This is a genomic window from Pseudomonas danubii, from assembly GCF_042980055.1.
Classification (GTDB): domain Bacteria; phylum Pseudomonadota; class Gammaproteobacteria; order Pseudomonadales; family Pseudomonadaceae; genus Aquipseudomonas; species Aquipseudomonas danubii.
Window position 1 is genome coordinate 5,181,392 of the sequence record NZ_CP116502.1, and the last position, 23,879, is coordinate 5,205,270.

Below are 23,879 nucleotides of genomic sequence, written 5' to 3' on the forward strand. Positions count from 1 at the left end.
ATCCCACATCCGGGACTCCCGCCGCCCTCCTTCGTAGTGTTAGCTTGGGAACGTTTCTGTCTGAAACATCAGACACTTCCCACTCATCACCTGCAAAGGAATGCCCTCAACAATGGATTTTTCTCTCAAGCACCTGGCTGCGGCCACCCTGATGCTCGCCAGCCTGTCCGCGTTTTCCAGCGCCGCCCAGGCCAATATCACCCCGCAACAGAGCGCGGCCATCCTCAAGTCCTTCAGTGACCACTCGGTCAGCGACTTCCGTCAGTTCCTCGGCAGCCTGGCCAAGAGCGAAGCGGGCAAGGACGCCAACCTGGGCCCGGCCATCAGCGCCTTTCTCGACAACAAGAGCCTGTCCGCCGAACAGCAGAACGAAATCCATCGCCTGCTGGGCCTCTACGCCCGGGTGAAGTACGGCAAGGCCGCCACCGAGACCCTGCGTGAACTGGTGGCCATTCCCACCTTCAACATCGACGGTGTGCCGCAGTACAAGAACCCCGAGTTTCTCAAGATCGCCGAGAAGATCCAGGGCCTGGCCAAGGCCTTCAACCTGAACTTTCGCAACATCGACAACCGGGTCTACGAGATCTCCCTGGAAGGCACCGGCGACGAAGTGGTCGGCATCCACGCCCACGCCGACGTGGTGCCGGTGACCCCGGAAAACTGGGTCCTGGAAGACGGCACCCGCCTCGACCCGTTCAAGGTCACCCTGATCGGCGACCGCATGTACGGCCGCGGCACCGAGGACGACAAGAACGGCATCGTGGTCGCGCTCTACGCCATGAAGATCATCAAGGAAGAGAAGCTGCCCCTGGCACGCCACTTCAAACTGCTGGTGGACACCACCGAGGAAACCAGCGGCGACGCCATCCCCTACTACTTCGAACGCAACCCGACGCCCAACTACAACCTGGCGCTGGATGGCGGCTACCCGGTGGTGATCGCCGAGAAAGGCTACGGCACGGTGATGGCGACCTTTGCCCGGCGTGCCGCCGAAGGCAAGGGCGCGGAAATGACCGGGCTGACCGGTGGCCTGGCCACCAACCAGATTCCTTCCACCTCGGTGGCCACCTTCAAGACCGACACACCCGCCGAACTGGTGGCCAGCCTGCAGCAAGCCGGTGCCGCCTATGCCAAGGCCAACGGCGGCAACTTCCAGATCACCGCCAAGGTGGTGGACAAGGATGTGCAGTTGACCGTCACCGGCGTGTCCGCCCACTCCTCCGAACCCGAGTCCGGGGTCAACCCGGTGGCGCGGATGCTGGACTTCATCAACAGCCTCGACGGCAAGATCGCTCTCAAGCACAACGCGTTCACCGACGGAGCCCGCTATGCCGCCGACAACTGGGGCCTGGACTACCTGGGGAACAAGCTGGGCATCGGTTTCGCCGACGCCTTCATGGGCCCGCTGACCACCTCCCCGACCTTCGTCGGCGTGGATGACAAAGCCTTCAAACTGGCGGTCAACCTGCGAGTGCCCAAGGGCAAGACCCCGGACGTGCTGAAGGCTGAAATCACCGACAAACTGGCGGCCTGGAGCAAGAAGACCCAGGTGGCGGTGACGCTCGACACCTCCATCGCCGCACCGATGTACCGCAACCCCGAAGGCGAATGGGTCAAGGCCTTGCTGGCGGTGGCCAGCGAGAACCTGGGCATGCAACACCAGTTCGGCACCTCCGCCGGTGCCACCTCGGTGCATGAACTGCCCAACGGCGTGCAATTCGGCCTGGCGCGGCCCGAAGTCAAGTACACCGGCCACACCGACAACGAGTTCAAGACCGTGGATCAGTTCCTCCTGGACTTGCAGATCGTCACCGAGATGGTCGGGCGTATCGGGCAACTGCCCAAGCTTTGACACACCTGTCGGACCCGCTGCAATGGCGGGTCCGATGACCTTGTTCCGATTGATTGCCCAGCGCCTTCTATACTCCCCTCCCATAAGCCATTCGGCATTTTCCTGTCCATTTTCCCGAACGTCATCAAGGCCCAGCCAAGCGTTTGCGAGGCCGTCAGTGGGTCACGGAGAGTTCAATGAACAAGCTGGGTGTCCTCCTGCTGGCCTGCACCGTCGGCCTACTGGCGCTGCTTGCGCCCCTGTCGCTGTCCCTCTACCTGGCCCAAAGCCAGGGCCGTGAAGCGGTCATGTCCTCGTTGCACGAGGTGGCCAACGACGTTCTGGAGCGTGCCCGCCTGCAGCGCGCGCAGATCAATGCCGCCATCAGCCAGCTCAACCAGCAACCTCCTCAAGCCTTCTGTTCCAGCCAACAGCTCCAAGACATGCACAGACTGGTACTGGGCTATCGCCACATCGTGGGCATGGCCGGCATGGCCGGCTCGACGCTGCTGTGCAACACCCTGCAAGCCCAAACCGAACCCCTGGCGTTGGGCGCTTTTTCGGGCCCGGACCCCAGCGGCCTGCGCTTCTGGAACAAAGTACATCTGCCCGGTCTGCCGGATCAGGTGTTTGCCGTGGTGGCCCGGGATAACTACGCCGCCATCATTCACCCCGACTTTGCCCTGGACCTGCTGAATCAGCAGTCATCGGTGTCCAGCGCCTTCCTGCAAACCCGGCTGCGCAGCATCATCGGCCAGCGCGGCGTGGTGAAGGAGCAATGGGTACAGCGCTACAGCGGCGATGGCAAAGCGCTGGAATTCGAAGATGACGGCTACTTCGTCGTCATTGTGCCGGCGTCCAACAGCGAAACCGCGGCATTGGCCGCTCAATCCTCATCGGTGGTGGCCGAGCGGGTACGGCGCCTCGCGCTGATCATCGCGCCTTTGGGGCTGGTGCTGGGCCTGCTGTTGGCCGCTCTGGTCGCCTATCTGGCCCGGCGGCGCCTGTCCCTGAAGGGGGAGTTGCAAGCGGCCTTGGAACGCGACGAGTTTTTCATCGAGTACCAGCCCATCATCGACTTGCACAATGGCCGCTGCGTCGGTGCCGAGGCCCTGGCGCGCTGGCGCACCCAGGGCGGCAAGCTGATCAGCCCCAGTGTCTTCATTCCCATGGCCGAAGCCAACGGACTGATCCAGCGCATCACCGCCCGGGTCATGGAAATCGTGGTGCGCGATGCCGCGGAACTGCTGCGCGCCGATGAACGCCTGCACATCGCCATCAACCTTTCCAGCGAGGATCTGAAGACTCAGGACGCCGAACAGCGCTTGAAGAAACTCTCCGAAGAAGCCGGCATGGGACCGCGCAGCCTGATGGTGGAAATCACCGAGCGCGGCCTGATGGACCCCGACAAGTCCCGCGCCGTACTACTGGCGGTCAGGGCCAACGGTTTCCAGGTGGCCATCGACGACTTCGGCACCGGTCATTCCAGCCTGTCGTACCTGGCCACCTATGAGTTGGACTACCTGAAGATCGACAAGATGTTTGTCGACACCCTGGGCACCGACGCCCCCACCAGCCTGGTGACGATGCACATCATCGAACTGGCCCGCTCCCTGGGCCTGCAGATGATTGCCGAGGGCGTCGAAAATCCGCTCCAGCGCGACATTTTGCGCAAGCATGGCGTGCAGTACGCCCAAGGCTGGCTGTTCGGCCGCCCGATGAGCATTCAGCAACTGCGGGAGTTCATCGATCAGCATCCGGGGGATGGGACCGGGGACGTCGCAGAGAGTCAGGCCGCCGGCGGCTTCAACGCCGGGTAGCTGACATCCCGCAGTACCCCGATGTAGCCGCCATAGAGATTCGCCGCAGGCAGCAACTGCCGCGCTGCCAGTTGTTCATGCAGGCCGCGCAAATGGTAGAACGGCACGCGCACATAGAGGTGATGCTCGATGTGGTAGTGAATCCCATGGGGACCGAAGAAGAAGGTCTGCCCGTTCGGACGCACGATGCTGCGGGCGTTCTGGCTCTGGTCAGCATGAGCGGGCAAGCCGGCGTGCTCCATCAGCGCCCGGACCCGGCCCATCAACGGCAGCAAAGTGATGGCCGGCAACAACCACAAACCCAGGTAGAGCCAGGGGTGCCCGAACGCACTCAGCAAGCCGAACAGCACGCCGTTGACCAGCAGCATTGAACAGATCTCCCAGGACACCTGCCTCGCAGACTTGTCGACCTTGGGCATGATGGCGCGGTAATCACCCCGGGCAAATTTGCAGGCACTGATGAAGTAGCCCACCCCGAACAGGTCCGCCAGCAAGCGCCTGGCCAGCTTGCCCCGAGGCAGCGGGTAGTCCCCCATGCCAAACACCGCCATCACCGGGTCGTCATGCAGCATCGGCTGCCGGTGGTGCTTCAGGTGGCCGGCGCGGTAGGTGGCCATGGAAAGAAACAGCGGGCCAGCCGCCAACAGCTGACCCACGCCATCATTGAGTGCCTGCCGGCGCAGGAGCAGGCCATGGGCACTCTCATGCATGATCACCGCCAGGGCCAACTGGCTGCGGGCAATGATCAGCGCCGCCAACAGGTAGGTGACCGGGTGCGGCCAGCGTGCGGCACAGACGAACGCGGCAGCGATCAGCAGCCAGTCGGCCAGCAGCGCCAGCATCCCGATCCAGGGCTTGAGGACAAACAGCTCGGCGGCCGGGACAAAGGCCTTGAGCGCCTGATTGTCGCCGGCGCGGGCATTAGGCTGGGACACGGGCATGGGTTCCTTGTCGTTGGGTGGCCAGGGCGCAGACCAGGGCCAGCAGGAGGCCGCCTGCGACATCCAGCAGCGTGTGTTGCTTGAGGGTCAGGGTCGACAGGCAGATCAGCAGGCCGGTGATGCCGATCAGCCATTTGCCGGGGTGGGACCAGAGCGCACGGCAGGCCAGGCACGTTACCGCCACATGCAGGCTGGGACAGCCGTTGGACGCCAGGTCCAGCTGCCACATGCGGCTCAGGCGCTGATGCAAAAAGGCATTGTCGAGGTTGCCAAGATCGGGCCTGGGCAGGTGCTCGGGGAACAGCCAGAAACACAGGAGGGCAATGGCGAAGGCCATCCCCGTGGCGTTCTTGAACATCCTGAACGCTTCGGCACTGGCGTAGGTCGCCGCCAGCAGCACGAAGGGAAAGAACAGCACGTACAGCCACCAGGACTGGGCAATGAAAGGAATCCATTCATCCAGCGGCGTGACCCAGGTGTAGCGCGGCGTGATCAGTCGCTGCACGCCGATGAAAATGCTCAGGCCCAGCAACAGGCCCAGCAGCGCAACCAGCGTCTGTCGATAGTTGGCTCTCGGGGTCGGGCTGGGCAAGGGATTGCTCATGGCTGCTCGCTTAGTGGATGCAAGAGTGGATCGCGGCCCATAGCGGCGTGTTCACAGGCTGAGCAGGCGGCTGACCCAGGCGTCGATCCGCCCCTGGGCCCGCGCCCGACCGGCAGCCGCTGTCGACTCGGCCCCCGCCGCTGCGGTCAATTGCTGCGCCGCTGCAGCCACCTGGCGGCGAAAATCCGCGGCATCGCCGCGCCAGGTCACCACCCGATGCAGTAGCTGTAGCTGGGCGGCACGCGCCGCGTTGCGGGTCTGTTCGGGCTGATCGCTGAGCACCAGGAGGATCGGCCGCTGATAGACCCGAGCGATGGACAGTGCCGCCATGCCCGGCGCTGACACTATCAGCCGGGCCTGGGCGGCGCGGCTGGCCCAGTACGGGTCGACCCCGAGCCAGCCATGGCGCCCGGCATAGCCCTCGCCCACCCGATGCGCGTCCAGGCCGGCGTCCTCCAGGCCCGCACCCAAGGCATCGGCCAGGCTGGGCTCGCTGAAATGCGGATTGAGGTACACCGCAGCCCCGGGGGCCGCAGGTTCCGGCATCACCGCCGCCAGGGCCACCGGAGTCGGCAGGCGATACAGCAACGGCGCCTGGGCGTCGTCCACTTCATAGGCGAAATCATGCTCGATGCAGGCTCGCGCCGCGTTGATCTGGCGGTCGACAATCCAGCCGAACAACCGCCCGAACTGCCGCGGCCACATGCCCGCGAAATTGTTCAGCAGCGCCACCTTGAGGCTCGCGCCGTACACGTGCACGACCTTGCGTCGCCATCCCGGCAGCATGCCCATGTACAGCAGCGCCGGATGGAAGGAGTCGTTGATCACCAGATCCACACTGCGCAACCTGCGCCCCAGACGCAGAATGTCCCGTAGCATCCGTCCGGGACGAAACAGGTAATGGGCGACATTGCGATTGGTGGCTTGGCGCAGCATGTTCTGCTCGCTGTCGAACTGCACCGCATAGTGCGTGGACAGCAGCTCGGCCTCGATGCCGAAGCGTTGCAGAAAGTGCTGCCCCTGCTCCGAGGTCGTCAGCACCTCGACCTGGGCCCCCGCCTCGCGCAGGGCATGCACCAGCAACTGCGCACGCATCAGGTGGCCACGGGCATCGGCGGTCGCCAGATAAAGAATCCGTTTACTCATCGGGCCGCGCTGCCCACACCGCCCAGGACCCAACCGGCGACGTACATGGCCAGGGCACCGGTCACGCCGAAACTGGCATCCACTGCGCGAATGTCCTTGAGCAACAGGTCCAGGTGTACAGACTCATGGGGCGCGACGATGCAGCGCAAGGTGTTCTCGCACAAGCGCACGTGGGCCTTCTCGTCGGTCAGGACCCGCGACAGCAACGGATACAGCTCATGCCCGGTGCCGATCACCGCACAGTGGCGGCTCAATACCCGCTGGGCCATCTGCTCGGCACAGAGCCCGGTGGCGTAGGCCGGCACCAGCAGGCCATGCTCGAAATGTGCCGCATAGCGATGGGCCAGGCGCTGCCAGCGGCGGATCTTGCGCCGGCTGAGCCAGTCCGGTTCCAGGCGCACCGAGCCGTCGTCGCCCAGGCCGCGCAAAGCGTCGGCAAACAGCGTCACATGGCGACGCTCATCGGCCAGGTGCTGTTGTACCTGACGCTCAAGCCAGGGCGGCGACTGGGGGAGCAAGTCTTCCAGCAGCGTGCGCTCGGTGGCGTCTTCGCCGGCCAGGTACATGCGCAACAACAAGCGCTCCCCGTGGGGGCTACGGTGCAGGCGTCGCAGCGCAGCGCGCTTGATGCGATCCACCAGGCGCGCCTGCACCGCCCCCAGGCCCTGGGCCTGAGGCATGCTCAGGCAGCTGAAGTCCGCCTCGGTGGCGACTGCTTCACCCCCACTCATTGCGCAGGCTGCGGGGCAGTGGCGGATACCGTGGCTACCTGCTGGCTGCGATGCCAGGCCAGGATCAGGCCGATAAAGCTGTCACGCATAAAGGCCGTTCCGGACGCCCCGGCATTGGCAAAGGGTTGTTCATGGCCGTTGTAACGCAGGTAGCCCTTGCCGTTGACCGCCCCCAACTCGAGGACGTCGCGCTTGTTCAGGCCGCGTTGGCGTACCTCCTTGAGCAGAGGACTGTCTTCGAGGCCGAACACGAACAATTGGCGCTGAACCACCCACAACGGAATCTGGCCGCTCAGGGCCTGCAGGTTAAGGTTCCAGGTGCCCGTTGCCAGCAACGCATCCAGTTCGCCAGTGCCCGGTTGCGCCGCGGTGAAGCTGGCACGCATCACCGACTTGGACAGTCGTCCGACACCCAGGCCGATGGTGATGTCGTCGGCCGCCGGGTTCTGAGCATCGCTGGGACGCACGACCACGAAGTAGCTGGCCACTCGTGCGGCGATTGACGGCTGTGCCAGGACCTTGCGCGCCTGCTCGGCGGTGAACAGCACACGCTCGCCGGCGCCTTCACGGACGCTGATCTGATAGGGGTCGAGGACGATGTCGCGGAACTTGCCGCGCACGGGCGAGTGCACATAGGTGTCGGACTTCCACTTCGTGCCCGAGCGCCGCAACAGCACCTGCAGGCTCAGCGGCACGCGCTGGCCATCGGCGGCGATGCCACTGCCGTGCAGCAGCACGTCGCCGATCACCGTCTTGCTGTCATGGTGGTCGTCAGCGCCAATCACGATGGCGTGGGTTTGCGGGTCGACGCTGGCCTGGGCATCTGCCACATCCAGGGCAATCCGGTTGCAGTCGCGGTCGGTGCTGCGGGTGACGGTCGCGCAGCCACTGTCCGAGGCGAAGTGAAACACCCCGCGACCACTGAACTCGGAAGGCGCGGCATTGGCCTGGCCGCTCAAAGCCAGCAATGCCAGGCAGGCCAGGGAGTAGCCGAATGAAGCGAGCGAAGGTGTTTTCATGGGGGAGTCCTGTGGGCACGCAGCCTGCGTGCGACGATACGGCGCGACGGGGGTCAATCCAGGTTGCGGTGATACGACAAGGCTTCACTGTGAGCGGCGCTGCGGCGCCCGACACTGATGCCCATGCCACGCACCACAGCGCCGGCGGTGTCGAGCAACGACATGCCGATGACCACCAGCGTCGCCCCAAGACGTCGGAGCCCGCGCAAGGGCGGCAAGTCCTGATGGTTGAGGGCCCGCAGGCTGTAGCCGAGGCGCCCGAGCATCACGCACAGAGGGCCGATCGGACCACTGCGCCCAAGCCATTGCAGCCAGCCCGGCATATAGGCACGGACCAGATAGGGGGTCAGGCCGACGCTGTCACCGCCCCTGAGCCAGCGCAGCTTGAGCACTTCGCCCTGGCTGTCGGGCAGTCGATGCTCGGTATGGGCGCCTGGCGCATAGACCACCGCCACGCCCGCCGCTTGCAAGCGCAGGCCCATGACCTGGCAATGGGCGCGATAGATGCCATCGAGCGGCTCATAGCGATATTGCTCGAAGGTGTCACAGCGAAAGGCCACGTTGTTGGCGTAGAAATTACGCGTGGCGCCGCGGCGCAAGGGGCTGGGGAAGTACATGAAGTCGATGGCGGTCAGGGCACTGCCGGCGACGCTGGGCGCATAACTGGTACGCCCGGCAACTGCCAACGGCGCGTCGTCCTCGGCGAAAGGCACGAGCAACTGCTCCAGCCAATGGCTACAGGGAATGCAATCGGCATCGGCAAAGACCACGTACTGGCAGCGCCCCTGGTCGACCGCGTCGAAACCGACATTCTTGGCATCGTAGTAACCGGTGAGGGTATCGATCTCGACAAAGTCCAGTTCCCGTCCGGCCAGTGCACACAGGGCCTGGCGCGCCACAGGATCAAGGCCATCGTGGGTGATGACCCACTGGGCAAAATTCTGGGGTGGCAGACTCTGCAGAGCAAGGCGTGCGATCAGCCGCTTGAGGCTGTTCAAGGCCTCCTGTGCATCCTTGCCGCCACGCAGGTTGTTGGTCTCCAACACCAGCGCGGTATGGGCTGCGATACCCACCAGGCGCTCGCGCCTATCGCTGCCGGGAGGCAGCTGCGACGTCCTGGTTGTCATTGCTTGGCTATCCATTTCACTGAATCTCTGAAAAAAGCGCGGCCACCCGGGGGCGCGACGGGCGCAATCACAGCATTATTCCCGAGATTATTCAAACGCCAAGTGCGCCCCGTGTGATGGCCAACGCAGTCGCTGGACCCAGCTGCGATTCGAGACCCCGGATTCTTCAGGAGCACCATTGAAGTGCCCCCCACATAGCCGCTGGAATCTGTCCTGATGGAGCGATTGGATAAGGTATTCTTCGGCGCGAATCAGCTATCACTACTCTCGGACACGTTCGAGCGGGCGGAGCCCATGGGCATGAAACAGCATCACCCCGAAGTTTTTCACAAGATCACCATCCTCCTGAAACAGGACGATGACGGTTACCCACCCGTCGCTGCCGAATCCCTTTGGGGCATCAAACAAGGCGAAACGACCTACATCGTCGACAACACGCCCTATTACATTTATGGACTCAGCAAAGGCGACCTGATTGATACGCGACAGGAAAACAACGAGCTGATCGCTACCGTCGTCATTCAACAAGGAGGCCACTCCACCCTCAGAGTCTTCGCTGAAAATGCACAGGACAAAGCCAATATCATCAAGACACTGCAACAGTTGGGTGCCCACTGTTCAGTGACTCATAGCCTGTCGCTCTTCTCGGTTGATATAGCGCCAGAGTGCCGCTTCGAACCTATAGACGCCTACCTTTGCTCGATCGCTGACGATGACCAGATTGCCTATGAAGACGCCTGCCTGCAGCATCACGGGATCGACTTCGCACGACAATCGCAATGCTCATCCCTGGCATCGTTACCACGCATGACCCATTGAGCGGTCAGCTCAGCAGAAGGCAAGCACCACGGCACTCTATGGCCCGGCCTGAGAAGCCGTGACCGAGGCTCATCGATCAGCGCCAGCCCCCCTGCGCTCTTGAACACTTCGACGCCGTTACCCGGCTAACACGCAGCCCTTGCTTTGGGACCGCTCGCGATCAGGCTGGCGCCACACGCGGTCTTCATACCGTCAAGGGCCACTGCAATACCACCGACATCCAACAGGGCACTGCCTTCTGCAATAGGAAACACCCCTTTGCATAGAGGACACACAACCTTGTGCCCGACACCCGCCATGGGTTTACCGTTCAAGTCGGTTTGGCTGAATGCCTCAATGACAGTACCGCCATGACTGGTACTGTCCCCAAGTCGAATAATGTCCATGCCCACTCCTAAGCGACCTTAAAGGTCATCCATCCAATTGTCCTTGGGCCTCAGCTCGGCCAGAAACTCTTCCAGCGTGTAGTCCTCTTCCACAACCGGCATCCGCGATGCCGCAGGAGCAACTGGTGCAGGGTTTACCGGGGCGCCGTCGTCACTACTGGCGGTCTGCGGCATCAACCTCACACCAAAATACTGATTAGCCGGTTTTTTTCCCGGTGTCGGCGAGGTGATGGCAATAATCGTCGCCTGATCTTGACGGCGCATGGGCACGACCACGCTGGTATCGGCGTTCAAATAACTGGCCATAGTGGCCAAAGCGATCCCCACGAACGGCGAGGCGGCGCCGGTATCGCCCAGGCGCTGGGTCAGGTCGTAGCCCTCACGGGAGTCGAGCAAATCCAGCGAGCTGCGGGCAGCCGTCAACGCAGGAAGCAGCTCGGCCAGTGGCGTGCTGTTCAGGCCGCCGTCGTAGAACACCCGGGCCGGTGCGGGCGTAACGGCATCAGTGGCTTTTTTCCAGCCAGTGGCCAGTTGAGCGGTCAAGGCTTCGCGCTTGAGGCGCTCGCCGTTGTCCGGGCGCTGCAGGGAAACCGTGACCGGGCGATGAATCCTGGCCAGCACTGGCAAGGCGTCCCATTGTTCAAAAGCGCGCTCGGTCCAAGGTTGCGGGATGAACTCAGAAGGTTGGAACTCGACGGGAGGTTTACGCCAGCCCCAACCGGTGAATTCAGGATCGATTTTGTTCTTGTTGATCTTGGTGAAGGGTGCGTAGTAGCGCAGCCATTCGACACGTTCGGGGCGACCGACGACTAGGGCGACCATTGAGTCGGTGAGCTCCCCAGGTTGTCGAGGGCCGGTTCCAAGTCCTATTGGCTTATTGCCTTTCGTTGTCAATGACAACGCCATGTTGAAGCCTTCATTGACGTACACCAGCAGCGCCGGGAGGTCTGGGTGCTGTTCGAATAGTTGGAACAGGGACTCCATGACGCCCTCGGGGGTGTCATTGCAGACAATGCCGTCCTGTAAGTTACGAATACGATGCCAATGTAGTCCAGCAGGGGTTCGCATGTTATTGACCATGACAGACAAGCTGCGCTGAGTTCTTTCAGGCGAGAAGCGAAGGTTCGGTGTTTTAGGGTTCCAACCTCGAACCACAGTGACGGTAGGAATCGGCCATTTCTCCAGAAAGTCCCTGAGCCCTAACTCAAGCGCATCGGCTTCACGTTTTTCAGAGGCCGTATCTTTGTCATCAGCAGTGACTGGGTACTTCTTTGGATCCATGGGCAAGATACTGCCTACGTGCAGTGACTCCATTTGCTTCGCACTCTGCTCTTGCAAAGCCTGCCAGGTCTGCCCTTGACGAAATACATCCAGGCTTATGCCGATGCTGAGCACATCCAGGGTTTCTAGACGAGGTGAGGTAGTCGGTGCTCGGTAGCGAGTATCAGCAGACATATCAGCGGTCTTCTTGGTTAGAGGGTAGGCAGGCACGGGCGTCGCCGGGTTGGCAAAACAGCGGGTCAGCGTTAATGGAGTTTGCCCGGCCAACGTTGAACAACTGACCAGCAGCAGGCTGGCAATACTCAAACTGATAAATATCGAGCACATCAGATTACTTCGCCTCCCTGGCCAATAGGCTTGCCAGCTTTTCGCTCCGCCAAGGTCTGCGAGAACACCAAGGAGGGCATGTTGTTCACGACCGTGGTTGGTAGCGTGCCAGTTGTTCGGTATCTAGCTGTGGCATCGATAAGGTCTCGATTTTTCTCTTCCTCTTTCTGATAAAGCATCTCCACCGCTTCATCTGGAAAGTCGTGGTCAACCTCCGAGTCAACTTGGCTCCTTCCCTTTGCTTTCGTGTTTTCCCAATCCAACCGCCAATCCGCCACCCGACACAAATACGCATAAAACGTCACATCATCCACGCTCTCCCCCGCCCCTATCGCCACGTCATACGCCAGCACTCGCCGGCTGTGTTCAGGGTTGTTTGGAATGGCCGAGTGGAAAGACAGCGCCTCTTCGTGCTCCTTGTCCTTGCCGCCACTTTGCAGGCGCATGCGTGCCTCGTAGGGAGTTTCTGAACGGGTCACCAGCACCTTGCCGTCATCGGTCGCTCGTGCGGCAAACACGTGGGTGGTTTCAGATATCTCCTTGCCTTCGTTGAGGGCCTTTTGAACGCTACCAATGTCGCGTCCGTGCTTGAAGGCGACGGCCTCGTCGATCGCCTCCAGCCGGCTGTGCCGGGTGCTTTCGGGGGTCCAGGCTTTATTGCTGATCGCAATCGCGGCGTCGATGGGCGCCAGTTTGTCCTTGATCTGATAGACACCGCTGTTGGAGTCCGCTCCCGGCATGACCACTGTGCCATCGGCGTCAAAGTTGGTTTCAACGGGCACTGGCAATAACGGTGCGGTCAGCATCACCGACTTCCCTTGCTCAAGGGAGGCGCGGGCCACGGACATCCGCTGCAGGCAAGGCAGACCGGTGTCTTCCCAGGTGTCCTCCCCCTGAAGCAGCAATGGGTAGGCATGGGGCGGCGTGTGCAAACCGATCAGTTCCTTTTCGCCACCGCGCTTGCGCAGGGTAAAGATTCGCTGGTGGAAACTCAGCGGCAAGGTCCGGCGCAATGGCTTGCCATACAGCTGCTCGTCAACACCCTGCCAGCCGATTCCCTGGACGTTGGCCAGGCCAACGGTCTGGTCCTGTGGGGTGAAATACAGGTAGACACTGCCTCGGTTGTCGCGCTCGTTGAAGGCAATGCGCTTGGCGTCAATCGTGGTTTCGCAGGCGCTACCACCGCTCCAGCCAGGCCCGCCAATAGCGCCATAACCCTGGCAGTTCTTGAGGGCGATACTCGACAAGGCCGGATACGGATTGGGCGCTGCGGCAATGAACTTCAGGATGGCGTCAAGCGTCGCCAGGCGGGCCTCGGCCGTCTGCTGCGCGCCGAAGCCCTGAAGCTTCTCCATGTTGGGTTCGCACAGGCTGTAGGGCGAGTTGATCATCACCACGCCGTCGGCTGGCCGCACCTTGTCTTCATTGAGAAAAGCATGGGCCAATAACGTGATGAGCGTGCCTTGGCTGTGGCCCACCACATTCACCGTGTCGTTGGGGTAGCGCTTGCGGATGATCCTGATCAGCATCGCCAGGCGCATCGCCGCCAGCACCATGTAGCGGCGTCCAGGCGCGGAGAACAATGGGTGAGTCAGCTCTCCGGCAAACAGATCCAGGGAAATGAAGCCAAACAGCTTGCCGTTGAAACCCTTGCCCCACATGTCCGGCAGGTTGGTGGTGGCATTGACGAAATGTCCCCCCTCCAGCGTGCCCGCCTTGTCCAGGCGGTTTCTGTTGCGATCCATCCACTCGCCGTGGGGCGCGTCCTTGATAATGTGCCGCTCTTCCTCGCGAAAGCCCCAGTAGAACGGAATGACCACACTGCGGGCGTCGGTGCCATTGGCCGCGGCGGCGAACTTGCGCCGATAGTACACCGCGTCGGGGTTGCTGGCCTTGCCCTCATCGTCCTCGGGCAGGCTGTAGCTGGCCGGACGCAGAAAGCCCGGGTTGCTCACGCCATTGGGCAGGGTCGGCGCCATGTCCAGGCGCTCGTTGAGCCCTTCGCACAGGCCGCGCTCGATGCGCTCGTAGCAACCGGCCAGGTCGTTGACGCCGTGCACCACGATGGTCACGCAGGGCTTGGGCGGCGGCGCGATCAGGTGTACGTCGCCACCGCCCGGCATAGTGATTGCCTGGCCGGTGCAAATGGTCCTGGTGCGAAGCGCGTCGTTCATCGTGCAGTTCCTCCTTGATGGCATCGATAGCGAGCTTCCAGGCCTCGCCACGGGGTTACATCCAATCAATATCAGCGGCGAGACTTACGCTCTTCGGCATTTCTTCGAGCCAGGCAGAGCGCCGGATCCTGGATTTGCCACACGCCGTCGTCTTCTATCACGCAAAACTCCAAGAAGGTGCTAGAGACCGTCTGTTTGTGCCAGCGACTGCGCTCATTGAAGTAAATACCAAGGTTGTAACTGCCTCCCGGCTGCAACGCTTCGGGGTTCATCGTTCTGACAACCGCACCTGGGTAGTCCCCTAACAACACTATTCGGGATTGAATCCACCCATCAGGAAGATCAATGTCCCATAGCGTTTCGTAACACTTGCTGGCGGTCCGACGGCAGAGAAATACATGAGTGATTTCTAGATTTTTGGTGTTGGCCAACAAAAGTCCAAGGTCTGCCACTGGGCGCCCGAGTTCCATCATCACGGGAATATCCGGAGGACGCTTGGACACGGCCTCTGCTACTGATGGCATGAACAACGCAACACACAACGCAGCCCGTATCGAGTACCTCATGATTCAGTACCCAAGCGAAAAATTGTCCAGCACTCGATGAAACTGCGCCTGTGCCTCGATGTATCCCAAATCCGGGCCCTGGTAGTAGTCACGCACATGTCGCCTTGCTGCTCGTTGTTGAACTTCTTGAGCGCTTGCCCTGATAGCCACACCGTTCATTGGCGCGTTCCATGTTGTTCGGCGATTCTTCGGGCTCGGCAATCTTTCCGGGATAGGACTTGCAAGGCGCCCGTTTTTCTTTCCAGACAAAACTCGGTAACCGTGTTGTCAACGGTCTGCTGATGCCGTCGGCTCCGCTCGTTAAAGTTAATGAAAAGGTTGTAACTGCCTCCTGGTTGTAAAGCCTCCTTTCTGAGCACTCTTACGATGGCTCCCGAATAGTCGCCAAGCAAAGTGATTTCCGGCTGCTGCCAGCCAGCAGGAAGATCAATGTCCCATATCGTTTCAGCGCAGCGCAGCGCAGTAAGGCGACAGAGAAACACATGTGTAATCTCTACATTGTTGGTTCCAGCCAGCAAGGGCCGAAGATCAACAACAGGCTGGTCATCCTTGATCAATACAGGGGTTGCTGGCGGCATTTTGGAAATGGCATGGACAGGCGTTGTAATCAGGACCGTTGTCATGAGTAAAAGAGATAATTGTTTTTTCATGACTTAGTACCCTGCCGGAAAGTTTTTTAATGTGGATGCAAATTTGGCTATCGGCTCAGCTGTCCCTTTAATCATTGCCATAAAGTAGTCGCGGACGATGTCGCCTTGCTGCTCGATATTGAAGTCTTTGAGAGTTTTTCCTGGCTCTAGGTGGTAAGCGTATTGATTGCTTACCAAAAATTGTTTTACCTGTTGATAGGCACCCACTAACAGTACGTTCACTCCGTGTTGGTGTTGCCAGACATGAGTCATTTCGTGAATGAAGAATCCCTGTGATTCCGGCTCCTCAAGGCTCCAGTCGGAAACGCCACGCAAGCTTTCTCCAAAGTAAATATGCCCATTGGGTGAAATGGCATAAGTTGCCCCCTGCCACGGCACATAGTCCTCATCACGCAAGCGCACCTTGTCGTAATCGATAGAGTCGCCAAACACACGTTTCGCCAGAGTGATTTCTCCCTCCGTCAGGGCCCGCCCTTTTTCACTATCAGGTTCGGAGAAAACCTTTGCCACGAGAGCGGCCGCTCCCACTGCTGCAGCGGCCGTGACCAGCGGCTTGCTCGAACGCTTCATGCTCACATTGGCAATACTCATGGCATCTTTCTGCAACAGCTGCGTTGCGCCTTGCGCATCGGTCACGCCTTCGACGATTTCGCCATTGGCCAGGGTGATCGTGTAAGGCACGTTGGGCATGGCCGACTGACCATCGATCTGTTTGAGCATGAAGCGCCGCTGGGTATCGCCCACGTTGAAGTTCGGCAACTGCGCCGCAAGACTGGCCCCGCCCACGAGGCTGTGCTTGGCCGCCTTGACCGTAAAATTCCCCGGCATGCCCAGCTCGATATTGCCGCCCTTGAGCGTCAGGTAGGCCCCGCCGCACATCAGGGTGATGTGCTCCTTGGCAGACACCAGCACGTGCTGCTGGCCCGCGCTGACTTCCACGCTCTGATCCGCTTCCAGGCGAATGCTGTTCTGTTGCGCCTGCAGCAACATCGGCCCCTGGTGGGTGATGTGGCGCATCTCGCCGCTCTGGGCGAACAGGCCCAGATCGCTACCGGCATTGACCACGAATTTCTGTCCCGAGGTGAGCTGCTGATTCTGCTGGGCGACGCTGTCGATATGCTCGCCCGCCGCCAGGGTGACGCTCTGGGGAGACACCGCGGCGATGCCCGCCTGGCCACTCAGGGCAATGGCCGGGTTGCCGCCGTTGCTCTGCTGCGACTCGTCGTTGGCGCCATGCCCCAGGTCGCGCACCGCTTCGCTGAGGGTTTGCTGCGGTTGGGTGTCGTGCCCGACGCCTTGATGGTCTTCGGCATAGTCACCCAGCCCCTTGGCCAGTTGCAGCGCGGCTTCCAGCACCTGGATGGCGGCGCCACGCTGCAGCTGCCCGGCATTGGCCTGCAGTTGCGCTTCGGTACTGAGCAGCAGCCCTTTGGCCGCGCGCAAGGCGCCGCGCTCGTCGGTGCGCAGTTCAAAGCCCTCGCCACGGGGTGCGCCCCCTTCAGGCCGGGGATGGGTCAGGTACCCCAGGTGCAAGGCACTGCTGCCGTGGTCGCTCATCAAGGCGGCGCTGATCTGCTGGGTGGTGTCATCGATGCGCAGTTCGTTGGCCCGGCTGCCCTTGTGTTCCTTGCTCTTGAGGGTGTTGAGCGTCTTGTGATCCGGCAGGCGGTAGGGCGGCATATGGCTGGCCCGGTAGGTGCGTCCGGTGATGATTGGCTGGTCACAGTCGCCATCCAGGTAGTCGACTATGACTTCCTGGCCAATGCGTGGGATTGCCATATGGCCCCACTGCGCCCCCGCCCAGTTCTGTGAAACCCGCACCCAGCAGGAACTGAAGCCGTTGTGCTTGCCCTCGCGGTCCCAGGGGAACTGAATTTTCACCCGGCCATATTCGTCAGTGTGGATTTCCTCGCCTTCCGGGCCTACCACTGTGGCTATCTGCGGGCCGTCAATGACCGGCTTGGGCAGTGGTCTCGGCCGCCATTCGCAGTCCTCGGCAATGATCTGGGCGCTGAAGTCGTAACTCACGCCCATCTCGGCGCCAGCGGCCTCTTCTTGCTGGCTGGCGTGCTGTATCCCTTTGTGGATGATGCGCACCGAGCGCCACCAGCGGTTGAAGTCGCCACGGGGGTGCCCGGTCAGTTGGAAGGAAAACCCCGGAATCAGCCGCGGATCATCCCCTTCCACCGTCGCCACCCGGGCATCGCGACGATGGCCCAACAGGCGGTTTTGGGTGAAGGGTTGGCCGACGGCGCTGCTCTTGTAGCGGCCCGGATAATCGTAGCGCTCATAGCGCTGGGCCTGATGCTCAAGGTCATCGCCGAGCATTCGCTGCTGCTGGTCGAAGGCCGGGCGCTTGAAGCTGTAGTCGCGCTGCGTCTGCTCGGCGGTACGCACGTTTTCCGTGTAGCTGAAGGCGTACAGCACCGGTTGCGGGGCATCCCCGGCCGGCTGGGTGGTGTACAGCACCGGCCCGCCCTGGATGCGCTCCTGGACGTACAACTTGTCACCCTGGACCAGGGTGTGGGCGTTGGCATCGTGTTTGAAGAAATAGAACAGGCCTTCCTCGGTGGACAGGCGGTCGAACAGATAGAGGTCGGTGTCTCCGGCCTGGACGCAGTATTCACGCGGCGCATGCGGGGTGTGGATATAGGGCTGGTAATCAAGGACGCCGTGCTCGTCGAGCACCGACTTGAGGATCTCGGGCACCGTTTTCTGCTGAAAAATACGCCAGTCGGAACTCAGGGCAAGGCGTGCCAGTTGCGGCTCCACCAGCAGGCGGTAACGGGTGCGGCGAAACCCGGTTTTACCCTGAGTGAAGCTGCTGACCAAGCCATGGACATGCCGCACCTGCAGGCCGCCCTGCCAGATCGTCAGCAAGGCCGGCTGGTCGAGGATCTGGCCAAAATCGATGGCACCGTTGTCGCTGGCCAGTTCGAGCGTCAGGCGAAAAGGCTCGGACAAGGCCTCTTCCAGAGTGAACTCGACAACCTCGAACGCCACCTGTGCGGTCAGCACGGAAAACGTGAATTTCAAATCCCTTTGGCGCATGACACACATCTCCACTTAGAGAACCATTGGCCTTCCGAGCCCGACGAAAAAGACCGGAACCCTCCCCACTCACGGGCTATCTTCTGCATCGCGACATCCAGCGCGATATCCAGGACGGTTGCGCGCCCAGCGCCTCACGCAGTGCCTGAAGGCCGCCGCTACGTTCCTCCACATTGAAGGCCAACGCCGCTCGCAGGGCGGGCCAGCAATGCCCCGGAAGATGCTTGGGCGCCTGCAGGGTGCGCTCCAGTCGCTGATCACGCGCCTGGGTCGACGGCAAGCCTCGGAAGGGATGCTTGCCAGAGGCCAGTTCAAAAATCACGCAAGCAACGGCATACAGATCGGCAGCGACCGACAAGGCACCGCCCTCCAGCAATTCGGGGGCAGCGTAGCCCGGCGTCCAGGCATTGAAGCGACTGCGGCTCAAGTGAGGCAGGCCAGGCAAGACACCTGCCTCGGCCTGACCCAGGCCGAAGTCGAACAGGCGCACGCCCTCTTCACCGAGCATCACGTTGCTCGGTTTCAGATCCCCATGCAGCACGCCGCGCCCGTGGCTGTAAGCCAGGGCGTCAAGCAGCGGCACGGCCACCTGCTGCAAGGCTGTCCACGGCAGGCCCGTCGGGTGCTCGCAGAGCAGCTTGTCCAGCGTCAGCCCGCGCATCAGCTCCATGGTGATGAACGCACACTGACATTGGGCATCCACTTCAAAGCTGTGCAAACGCACGATGTTCGGATGGCGCAAGCGGCGCGTCAGGGCGAACTCGCTATACAGCACCAGGCCCGCATCCGGCGACTCGGAAAACTCCTCGCTCAACACCTTGAGGGCGATGTAGGGGTCGGGGTCGCCAAACTGTTCATGCAGCAGGTCGCGCGCGCGATAAACCGTGCCCATGCCTCCAGCACCGAGCAGCCGCTCAAGACGATAGCGACCCGCCAGCAATCGCGGCAGCGTGCCTAACGGCGCAGTTTGCGCAGGTTTGGCTTTGCCACGTTTTCGCGCCCGGCTGCGGCCCTTGCCCCTGGGACGCGCCACGGCAGGCGCAGCAGGTGGGGGTTTGACGAAGGCGAAATAGGTCAGGTCGCCGGCCTCAGCCTCACCGGCCAGGATGCGCTGCATATCGGGCTTCATATCCGTCATTGGCGGATCACCACGGCCGTCAGGTTGTCTCTGGCTGCGCCGCGCAATGCCCCTTCAAACAGGCGCTCCAGGGCAATCCGTGGCGACGCAAGGCTCAGCGCCCGGCCCAAGGCATCTCTGGTAAGTCCTTGGTAAAGACCATCGCTGCACAGCAGAAAAACATCGCCCGCATGGACCTCGAACTCCAGCACATCTAGGGCCAACCGCTCGCTGGCGCCTACCGCGCGAGTCAGGGCATTGGCGTCGGGATGAGCACTGGCCTGCTCCGGGCTCATCCGCTGCTCGTCCACCAATTGCTGCCTCAGCGAGTGATCCTTGGACAGTTGATACAGGCACTGCCCACGCCACAGATAACAGCGGCTGTCGCCCGCCCAGATACAGGCCGCGCGGTTGCCTTGCAGCAACAGCGCCACCACGGTGCTGCCAACAATGCTGTCTTGGCGCCCCACACTGACCGTCAACTCCTGGCCAAGGCGCCGGTTGAGCCAGTGCAGGCATTGGCGCAAGTCATTGAGCCGCCCCTCGAAACTGTCATGCAGCGACAACTCCGCCAGGCTGGCGACAATCAGCTGGCTGGCAACATCTCCGCACTGGTGACCGCCCATGCCATCGGCGACCACCCAGAGCCCCTGCTCCGGGCAATCGAGAAAGGCATCTTCATTGCGCAGCCGCACCTTGCCCGGGTCGGTCCGTGCGGCGCTGCGCCAGGTGCCGGCAACCGACATCAGAGCTGCGCCGGCATACGGAATGAGCGCAGCACGCCCATGTCGAACGGATTCGGCGTGCGCTGGCTCAGCAGCAGATAGTTGGCACGCAAGCCACCCAGCTCAGCCTTGAGTACCAGCACATCACGACCGGTCAGGTATTCGGTCTGCATCAGGTCGAGCAGACGGAACAACGACCAGGGCCCGGTGTTCTTCTCGATACCGATGGGCCGGCCGACCATCTTGTCCAACACCAGGCTGGCACGCCCTTCTTCAGCATCGGTGGGCCACTTGAAGGACATGGGCACAATAGGGCCATGCCGGTATTCCAGTTGCCGGTTGCCAAAACGGAACTCGGCACGACTCACCGCCGGGTCGAGGGTGTAGGGCTCAAGCCTGAACTGCACCTGGGGCTCCGCCGGGTTCTCGGCGAAGAATCCCTGGCGAATCACTTGCGCGGCGACCATCTGCTCAAGGTACGCCTTGTTGATCGGCAGGCTTTGGCCGTCGATGCTGCGCAAGCGGTAGCTACCCGGATCACCACTGACGAAAGGTCGTATGTAGGTGTCGAAGAAGCGCTCGGCGATGCCCTGAGCCTTGAAGAACTCGCGAAAATCGTTGATGGCCACATCGCTGGTGCTATGGGCATTGAACGGATAACGCTTGCGGATCGCCTTACCGTAGAAACTGTACAGCTCGCTCTGGTATCGCTGGTTGAGGTACTGGTACGAATCATTGAGCACCAGGCGCCAGGCGTCCTCGGCCAGCGTGTTGAACCACAGGCTCACCGGACGCGGCAGGCGCACCGAGGCATTGCGCAGGCTGCTCAAGGCATCGCGCTGGCCGCTCATGCGCGCCTTGGCCATTTCAAAGGCAGCCTGATCAGGCTGGCTGGCCCGCGCCAGGCTGGACAACTGCAGCTGCAGGTCGTTGATTGCCAGCAACGCCGGGGTCAGGTCCGCCGCCGGGCCGTTGTTGTCGTCCAGCAAGCGGTGCAGCGACTCGAAGCGACGTTGCAGCGCCTTCTTCGCCGTATCCGGCAGGCCCTTGGCCAGGGCCTGGCGGGCCTTACCTGCGACAGCGGCCAGCCCCTCGCCCTGCACAGTCGACTGTGCATCCCCCTGCTCCGCCGCCTTGCCTCCCTGCGCTGCCACCTCGTCGGCAGGCTCGAGCACGCTCTGGAAGCGGGTGTTCTCCCGGATCTCCACCAGCAATTGCAAGAGCGGCGAGTTGGCCGCGGTCAGACTGGCCAGTTGTTCGGCCCCATCGCTGGCATCGTTGAACGGCGGCAGGCTGACCCGGCCCAGGGCTTCGCTCCAGTGGTTGGCGTAGTCGCGAAAGTACAGTTGCTCCAGCTCCACCATCAGCCGACGCAGATCCATGCCACTGATTCCCGAACCTTCGCCCAGCACCCAGTTGTCACGCAGGATATCGGTGACCAGCGCCGTACCCTGGATCGAAAAATACTGCTGATAACCCTGCTGGGTATAAAAACCCGGGATCACATAGTCAGTGCCGACAAACAGATTGCCTTGTGGCCCCAGGTGCTGGCTCAGACGGTATTGCGGCAAGCTGCGAGCCTGCTCGCGCAACACTCGGTAGACCACATTGGCCAACGATTCGCTGCGCAACACCTGACGGGCCTGACTCACCAGAGCCTCGTTGAGCGGATAGCTGAATGGCAATTGGAGCAGGCGTTCGAAGTGCCCATTCAGACCGTTCTGCAAGGCGCTGTTGCCGGCGTAGCGGCTCGACCATTCTCGCGCCACCCAGTCCTTGAGCAAGGACGGATCACGGCGATCCTGCAGGTTCAGCATCAGATACGCGCGCAAGCTGTTGAGCAGGCGTTCGCGATCGCGCATGTTGGCGCGAACCTGCCCTTCGAGCATCTGCGCAACCCTTGGCAACAGTTGCTCCTGCAACTCACGCTCATAGGCACGCAAGAGCACCGGACGACTGGCATCGCCTTGATACAGCCCGACACGCTCATGCAGCGCCACCTCGCCCCCGGGCGCAAAGACCTGGGTGGCCGCATAACGAGTGTCGAGGGGTTTGAGCAGGGCCTGCGCGTCATCCCGCGCACTCAAGGCCGCGCGTTGCTCACTCCAGCTCTGCGCCAGTGAACGCAGTTGCTCCAGGCGCCCGTGGTTGGCCGAGAAGCTCCCGGCCCACAGCATGCCAAACACCGCCAGGGCCGCCAGGGCGCCCACGTACAGGGCGCGCTGGCCCCAGTGAATGCGTCGGCGCTCGCGCTGGTCCAGGCCGGCAAGGTCGGCCTCGGGAAAAATCACCCGGCTCAACAAGTGATGAATAAAGCGCGAGCGACCGCCGCGCAGGGTCGGCAGGACGGCAGCCGACATGCCCAGGGTCGCGCCGATACTGGCCGTGTCTTGATCGAGCTGTTCGATCAGGTGCGGTGCACTGGTCAGGTAGAAGCCCCGCAGCTGGCTGGGCCGCTGATAGCGGTTGCCGGTGAATGCCATGTCGACGAACAGGCACAAGCGCTCTCCGATCTGTCCCAATTGGTGTGGGAAGTCGAGAATGCGCCCACGCCGCTGGGTGTCTCGCTCCTGATGCATGCGCATGATCACCTGGCTGTTCAAGCGCCGCAGCAACTCCTCGAACTCCTGGCGAAGAACTGCCACATCGGTGCCGCTTTGTTCCTTGCCAAAGCTGGCGCCGAGTACCTGATCGCTTTCCTCACGGCTCATGTGATCAAAGAACTCGTCAAACCCCGCCAGTTGGTCGGCCTTGCTGAGCACCAGGTAGACCGGGACATCGACATGCAATTTCTGATGAACATCCTGCAAGCGCATACGCACCTGCTGCGCCAGAGTCTCCAGTTCCTGCTCGTCGGCGCTCAGCAGTGCCGCTACCGGAACCGTCACCAGCACTCCATTGAGCGGGCGGCCACGACGTCGCTTGCGCAACAGACCCAGCAAGGTGTTCCAGGCACTGGCGTCGACGTCGGCGGCGCCTTGGCTCAGGTAGCGGCCGGCCGTGTCGATCAGCACGCCATGTTCGGCGAAGTACCAGTCGCAGTGCCGGGTGCCGCTGGTGTCGCGGGTCAGCTTGCGGCCCATTTTGTTGAGTGGAAACTCCAGGCCCGAAAAGTCCAGCAGGCTGGTCTTGCCGCTGCCTTGTGGACCGAGCAGCAGGTACCAGGGCAGGTCACTGCGCCAACGCTCGCTGCGACCGCGGTACAGGCTTGAGGTCTTGAGGGTGCGCAGCGCGTCCTTGAAGCGCTCATGGAGCTCTTTGTGCTCCTGGTCGATCAACTCGTCGCGCTGCATGCGCTGCTGTCCGGCCTCGCTGTCTTCGACGGCTTTCTTGCGGACACCGGCGCGCCAGCTGACAAAGACCATCGCCAGGCCCCAGATCAGGAACAACGCACTGATGGTCAGTAGGCGCGATGTTGCGCTGGCCCAGAACTTGTTGTCGTTGACGGCCAGTAGCGGCCCGACGAACCACACCAGCAACGCCACACTCAGCACCAACAGCAGCGTCCAGACCCAGGTCTGACGCAGCAAGGCGCCGGCTTTCTTGAAGAAGTTTTTCATCACA

At 61.9% G+C, this 23,879-nt stretch carries 18 protein-coding genes; 3 read left to right on the plus strand and 15 right to left on the minus strand.

The window, feature by feature from the left end:
* The first annotated feature begins 112 nt into the window (after positions 1-112).
* Both PFZ56_RS23405 and PFZ56_RS23410 read left to right on the plus strand, forming a co-directional pair.
* Positions 113-1,852, plus strand: coding sequence for a dipeptidase (locus PFZ56_RS23405; RefSeq protein ID WP_170004626.1), 1,740 nt, complete (start codon positions 113-115; stop codon positions 1,850-1,852).
* Positions 1,853-2,028: 176 nt separating this feature from the next.
* Positions 2,029-3,651 carry an EAL domain-containing protein gene (locus PFZ56_RS23410; protein WP_170004628.1) on the plus strand — a complete coding sequence of 541 codons (1,623 nt, stop codon included), beginning with the start codon at positions 2,029-2,031 and terminating at the stop codon, positions 3,649-3,651.
* Here the strand turns inward: PFZ56_RS23410 and PFZ56_RS23415 are convergent.
* Genes PFZ56_RS23415 through PFZ56_RS23440 form a run of 6 tightly spaced genes read right to left on the minus strand, consistent with a single transcriptional unit; the run spans position 3,621 to position 9,219 of the window.
* Complete coding sequence (locus PFZ56_RS23415; RefSeq protein WP_170004630.1) at positions 3,621-4,586, minus strand: fatty acid desaturase family protein; 966 nt, start codon at positions 4,584-4,586, stop codon at positions 3,621-3,623. The genes PFZ56_RS23410 and PFZ56_RS23415 overlap by 31 nt on opposite strands.
* A complete protein-coding gene (locus tag PFZ56_RS23420) occupies positions 4,573-5,196 on the minus strand; it encodes a phosphatase PAP2 family protein (protein WP_170004632.1) in 624 nt (207 codons plus the stop codon). The genes PFZ56_RS23415 and PFZ56_RS23420 overlap by 14 nt, the downstream gene beginning before the upstream one ends.
* Before the next feature lie 51 nt (positions 5,197-5,247).
* On the minus strand, positions 5,248-6,342 hold the full coding sequence (locus tag PFZ56_RS23425; RefSeq protein ID WP_170004634.1) for a hypothetical protein: 1,095 nt from the start codon (positions 6,340-6,342) through the stop codon (positions 5,248-5,250).
* Positions 6,339-7,073 (minus strand): hypothetical protein, encoded by a 735-nt coding sequence (locus tag PFZ56_RS23430; RefSeq protein ID WP_170004636.1) that lies wholly within the window; start codon positions 7,071-7,073, stop codon positions 6,339-6,341. The genes PFZ56_RS23425 and PFZ56_RS23430 overlap by 4 nt, the downstream gene beginning before the upstream one ends.
* Positions 7,070-8,092 carry a hypothetical protein gene (locus PFZ56_RS23435; RefSeq protein ID WP_170004638.1) on the minus strand — a complete coding sequence of 341 codons (1,023 nt, stop codon included), beginning with the start codon at positions 8,090-8,092 and terminating at the stop codon, positions 7,070-7,072. Before PFZ56_RS23435 ends, PFZ56_RS23430 begins: the two co-directional genes overlap by 4 nt.
* A gap of 53 nt (positions 8,093-8,145) precedes the next feature.
* The gene (locus PFZ56_RS23440) at positions 8,146-9,219 is read right to left on the minus strand and encodes a glycosyltransferase family 2 protein (RefSeq protein ID WP_249735669.1); all 1,074 of its coding nucleotides are present in this window, start codon (positions 9,217-9,219) and stop codon (positions 8,146-8,148) included.
* 216 nt (positions 9,220-9,435) lie between these two features.
* Between PFZ56_RS23440 and PFZ56_RS23445 the strand changes: the two genes are divergently transcribed.
* Positions 9,436-10,038 carry a DUF4265 domain-containing protein gene (locus tag PFZ56_RS23445; protein ID WP_262379912.1) on the plus strand — a complete coding sequence of 201 codons (603 nt, stop codon included), beginning with the start codon at positions 9,436-9,438 and terminating at the stop codon, positions 10,036-10,038.
* Between the two features lie 125 nt (positions 10,039-10,163).
* On the opposite strand, the gene PFZ56_RS23450 is transcribed toward PFZ56_RS23445, so the two are convergent.
* From PFZ56_RS23450 to tssM, 9 genes are all read right to left on the minus strand, one after another.
* The gene (locus PFZ56_RS23450) at positions 10,164-10,424 is read right to left on the minus strand and encodes a PAAR domain-containing protein (protein WP_170004642.1); all 261 of its coding nucleotides are present in this window, start codon (positions 10,422-10,424) and stop codon (positions 10,164-10,166) included.
* Between the two features lie 18 nt (positions 10,425-10,442).
* A complete protein-coding gene (locus tag PFZ56_RS23455; RefSeq protein ID WP_346010648.1) occupies positions 10,443-12,032 on the minus strand; it encodes a DUF2875 family protein in 1,590 nt (529 codons plus the stop codon).
* Positions 12,032-14,206 (minus strand): DUF3274 domain-containing protein, encoded by a 2,175-nt coding sequence (locus PFZ56_RS23460; protein ID WP_170004644.1) that lies wholly within the window; start codon positions 14,204-14,206, stop codon positions 12,032-12,034. Before PFZ56_RS23460 ends, PFZ56_RS23455 begins: the two co-directional genes overlap by 1 nt.
* 71 nt (positions 14,207-14,277) lie before the next feature.
* Entirely contained in the window at positions 14,278-14,709 is a 432-nt protein-coding gene (locus PFZ56_RS23465) for a hypothetical protein (RefSeq protein WP_267268423.1), read from the minus strand.
* Between the two features lie 218 nt (positions 14,710-14,927).
* Complete coding sequence (locus PFZ56_RS23470) at positions 14,928-15,422, minus strand: hypothetical protein (protein WP_170004648.1); 495 nt, start codon at positions 15,420-15,422, stop codon at positions 14,928-14,930.
* Positions 15,423-15,425: 3 nt separating this feature from the next.
* Positions 15,426-18,473 carry a type VI secretion system Vgr family protein gene (locus tag PFZ56_RS23475; RefSeq protein WP_394304472.1) on the minus strand — a complete coding sequence of 1,016 codons (3,048 nt, stop codon included), beginning with the start codon at positions 18,471-18,473 and terminating at the stop codon, positions 15,426-15,428.
* A gap of 76 nt (positions 18,474-18,549) precedes the next feature.
* Complete coding sequence (locus PFZ56_RS23480; protein WP_170004035.1) at positions 18,550-19,611, minus strand: serine/threonine-protein kinase; 1,062 nt, start codon at positions 19,609-19,611, stop codon at positions 18,550-18,552.
* Positions 19,608-20,336, minus strand: a complete 729-nt coding sequence (locus tag PFZ56_RS23485; RefSeq protein WP_102881484.1) for a PP2C family serine/threonine-protein phosphatase — start codon at positions 20,334-20,336, stop codon at positions 19,608-19,610. Before PFZ56_RS23485 ends, PFZ56_RS23480 begins: the two co-directional genes overlap by 4 nt.
* A complete protein-coding gene (tssM, locus tag PFZ56_RS23490; RefSeq protein WP_170004033.1) occupies positions 20,336-23,875 on the minus strand; it encodes a type VI secretion system membrane subunit TssM in 3,540 nt (1,179 codons plus the stop codon). The genes PFZ56_RS23485 and tssM overlap by 1 nt, the downstream gene beginning before the upstream one ends.
* Positions 23,876-23,879 lie beyond the last annotated feature (4 nt).